This window comes from Mesorhizobium silamurunense (genome assembly GCF_014843825.1).
Classification (GTDB): domain Bacteria; phylum Pseudomonadota; class Alphaproteobacteria; order Rhizobiales; family Rhizobiaceae; genus Mesorhizobium; species Mesorhizobium silamurunense.
Window position 1 is genome coordinate 1 of the sequence record NZ_JHQR01000309.1, and the last position, 2692, is coordinate 2692.

Sequence of the window (2692 nt, forward strand, 5' to 3'; positions counted from 1 at the left end):
GCAGCCGCACGCCGAGTCGCGCTTCCAAGCTCTGCACCGCGTGGCTGACCGCCGACGGCGCGATGCCAAGCTCGCGCGCGGCGCCGCGGAAGCTGGCGCATTGGGCAACGGCGGCAAGCACGGCGAGCTGAGAGAGGTTGGTGCGGTTCATTGATCTATTTTATAGCACAAGCTGTGCAAAAGAGACGCGATTATCGAACGGAGTGCAAGACGTTATTTCCTGCCCATCACAACAAGGAGACGCGTGATGCAAACCCGCAAACTCGGAACTGAACTCGAAGTCTTCCCCGTCGGCCTCGGCTGCATGGGCATGAGCTTCGGCTATGGCGGCCAGCCGGAAGCCGAGGCGATCGCCACGTTGCGCCGAGCCGTCGAGATCGGCCTCACCTTCTTCGACACGGCTGAAGTCTACGGCCCCTACGAGAACGAGATCCTGCTCGGGAAGGCGTTGAAGCCGGTGCGTGACAAGGTGACCATCGCCACCAAATTCGGCTTCAAGATCGTCGACGAAGGCACCGGCATGGACCGCATGGCGGGCGTCGACAGCCGCCCCGAGCATGTCAAGGCGGTGGCGGAAGCCTCGCTGAAGCGCTTGAACACAGACGTCATCGATCTCTACTACCAGCACCGTGTCGACCCGAACGTGCCGATCGAGGACACCGTCGGCGCCATGGCCGAGCTGGTGCGTGAGGGCAAGGTGCGCGCGCTCGGCCTGTCGGAGGCAAGTGCCGCGACCATCCGCCGGGCCCATGCCGTGCATCCGATCGCCGCCGTGCAGAGCGAGTATTCGCTGTGGAGCCGCGATCCCGAGGACGAGGTCTTTGCCGTCTGCCGCGAGCTCGGCATCGGCTTTGTCCCTTACAGCCCGCTCGGCCGCGGCCTGCTCACCGGCACGATCGCCAAGCCCGATGCACTCGGCGCCGGCGACTGGCGGCTCGGCCTGCCGCGCTTCCAGGCCGAAGCCATGGAAGCCAACAACGCCGTCATCGCGGTGCTGGAAAAGCTGGCGGCGGAAAAGGGCGTGACATCGGCGCAACTGGCGCTCGCCTGGGTACTGCACCAGGGCGATTTCATCGTGCCGATCCCCGGCGCGCGAAAGATCCGCCATCTGGAGCAGAACACGGCGGCGGCCGGGATCGAGCTGAGCGCTGCAGAAGTGGCGGCGATCGGCGATGCGCTGTCGCCCGACAAGGTGGTCGGCAAGCGCTACACCGAGGAGCTGCTGGCGCTGGTGAATGGGTGAGTCCCACCACCCTCCCCCTTGTGGGGAGGGTCGGCTCGCTGACGCAGCGAAGCGGAGGCAGTGAGACGGGGTGGGGGTAGCGCCCTACGAGAACCCCCACCCCGATCCGCTATGCGGATCGACCCTCCCCCCAAGGGGGAGAGTAGTCACCAAGGCACCACACTAATCTCCGGCCAGGCTTCCTTCGCCCGCCTGCCCTTCGCCTCATGCGTCCGCTGGTTGTCCAACACCCGATTTGGCTCGATGCGAAACGAGAAGACATCGTCGAGCCCAAACGGCGCCACCAATTCGAGCTCGCCGTCGCCATCGAACCGCACCCCCACCGCATGCGTCTTCGACGCAAAGTAGCTGACCGACTCGCTCGAATTCGCATAGCGCGGGCATTCCTGCCCGAATTTCACCGGATACCACAGATGCACCCGCGCCTGGTTGCGCACTTCGACCGGCAGCGGCAATCCTTCGAAATGCCGCGCCGCCCGGCGGATCACCGCATCCTCGGCCTCGTAGGAGAGGTCGGCATCGTCGAAATAGAACAGGTCGACATCCTTGATGCCGTGGCCCGGCGGCTTGCCGGTCAGATGGTTCCAGACGCTGTTGTAGAGCGCGCCGGAAACCACCAGCCAGTCAGGCAAGGCAAGCGCACGCACCCGCGCCAGCGTCTCTGCCAGCAACGGGTCGGCCGCGACGATGGCGAGGAAGGCCGCGCGCTGCTGTTCGAACGGAAGGCCCGAATAGCGGAGATGGTTCATCGCCCTTTGAAGGGCGATTCGCCATCTGCCGGCAATCCTCACAAGCAATTCCAGGAAAAGTGCGTAGCGGTTTTCCGTCGGAATTGCGTAAAAACAAATGCTTAGAGCGGCGTTGAGCCGCGCTAAGCTCTCAGCACACCGCCCGTCTGCTTGTTGACGTTCTCGACGATGCGTTTTGCGAGCGCCTCGAAATCCTCGTCGGTCAACGTCTTTTCGACCGGCTGGATCGAGACTTCGATGGCGATCGATTTCTTGGCGGCGCCCAGCGAAGCGCCTTCGAAGACGTCGAACACCGAAACGCCGGTGACCAGTTTCTTGTCGGCGGCAAGCGCCGCACGCACCAGCGTGCCGGCCTCGACCGACCTGTCGACGACGAAGGCGAAGTCGCGCTTCACCGCCTGGAAGGGCGAAAGATCGAGCCTCGGCTTGGTGCGCGTCGGCTTCGCCTTGGGCTCCGGCACGGCGTCGACAAAGACCTCGAAGCCGCAGAGCGGCCCGGAAACGTCGAGCGCTGCAAGCGTCTTCGGATGGAACTCGCCGAAGATGCCGAGCACGGTCTTCGGCCCGAGCTTGATGGTGCCTGAGCGTCCAGGATGGTACCAGGCCGGGCCGCCGGGCTCGATCTGCAGTCGGTCGACCGGCGCGCCGCAGGCCTCGAGCGCCGCGATCGCGTCGGCCTTGGCGTCGAACACGCCGACCG

At 65.0% G+C, this 2692-nt stretch carries 4 protein-coding genes; 1 reads left to right on the forward strand and 3 read right to left on the reverse strand.

Annotation, left to right across the window (positions count from 1 at the left end; all coding sequences use genetic code 11):
* The coding region (locus DH10_RS30555; RefSeq protein ID WP_192385678.1) for a helix-turn-helix domain-containing protein at positions 1-151 on the reverse strand (151 nt) is incomplete at its 3' end.
* Positions 152-247: 96 nt separating this feature from the next.
* Between DH10_RS30555 and DH10_RS30560 the strand changes: the two genes are divergently transcribed.
* Complete coding sequence (locus tag DH10_RS30560; protein WP_192252858.1) at positions 248-1243, forward strand: aldo/keto reductase; 996 nt, start codon at positions 248-250, stop codon at positions 1241-1243.
* A 146-nt stretch (positions 1244-1389) separates the two neighbouring features.
* On the opposite strand, the gene DH10_RS30565 is transcribed toward DH10_RS30560, so the two are convergent.
* Together DH10_RS30565 and DH10_RS30570 are read right to left on the reverse strand one after the other, a co-directional pair.
* Complete coding sequence (locus tag DH10_RS30565; protein WP_192252855.1) at positions 1390-1992, reverse strand: nucleotidyltransferase family protein; 603 nt, start codon at positions 1990-1992, stop codon at positions 1390-1392.
* Between the two features lie 122 nt (positions 1993-2114).
* A partial coding sequence (locus tag DH10_RS30570; protein WP_485020604.1) for a phenylalanine--tRNA ligase subunit beta-related protein occupies positions 2115-2692 on the reverse strand: 578 nt, incomplete at its 5' end.

What these genes read in the sequence shown, in the direction of transcription:
- DH10_RS30565 (WP_192252855.1), bottom strand. Translation starts at nt 1,992, where the DNA reads ATGAACCATCTCCGCTATTCGGGCCTTCCGTTCGAACAGCAGCGCGCG.
- DH10_RS30560 (WP_192252858.1), top strand. Translation starts at nt 248, where the DNA reads ATGCAAACCCGCAAACTCGGAACTGAACTCGAAGTCTTCCCCGTCGGC.